The sequence below is a fragment of the Neisseria sp. P0008.S010 genome, assembly GCF_051962715.1.
GTDB classification, from domain to species: Bacteria; Pseudomonadota; Gammaproteobacteria; order Burkholderiales; family Neisseriaceae; genus Neisseria; species Neisseria elongata.
Map to the genome: position 1 here is coordinate 1 of NZ_JBQCVA010000200.1, position 361 is coordinate 361.

The following is a 361-nucleotide window of genomic DNA, read 5'->3' on the forward strand; positions in this document are numbered from 1 at the left end:
GACTACTAGGGTATCTAATCCTGTTTGCTCCCCACACTTTCGCACCTCAGCGTCAATGCCTGTCCAGGTGGCCGCCTTCGCCACCGGTGTTCCTCCTGATATCTACGGATTTCACTCCTACACCAGGAATTCCGCCACCCTCTCCAGGATTCAAGCTTTGCAGTTTCAAAGGCAGTTCCACGGTTGAGCCGTGGGATTTCACCCCTGACTTACGAAGCCGCCTACGTGCGCTTTACGCCCAGTAATTCCGAATAACGCTTGCACCCTCCGTATTACCGCGGCTGCTGGCACGGAGTTAGCCGGTGCTTCCTCTGGTGGTACCGTCACTCCCGAAACCTGTTCAGTCCCGGGACATTCTTCC

The 361-nt window shown here is 56.0% G+C and carries 1 rRNA gene; it reads right to left on the reverse strand.

The annotated features are described in order from the left end of the window. A 16S ribosomal RNA gene (locus ACTHSL_RS13210) occupies window positions 1-361 on the reverse strand; the annotation flags it as partial.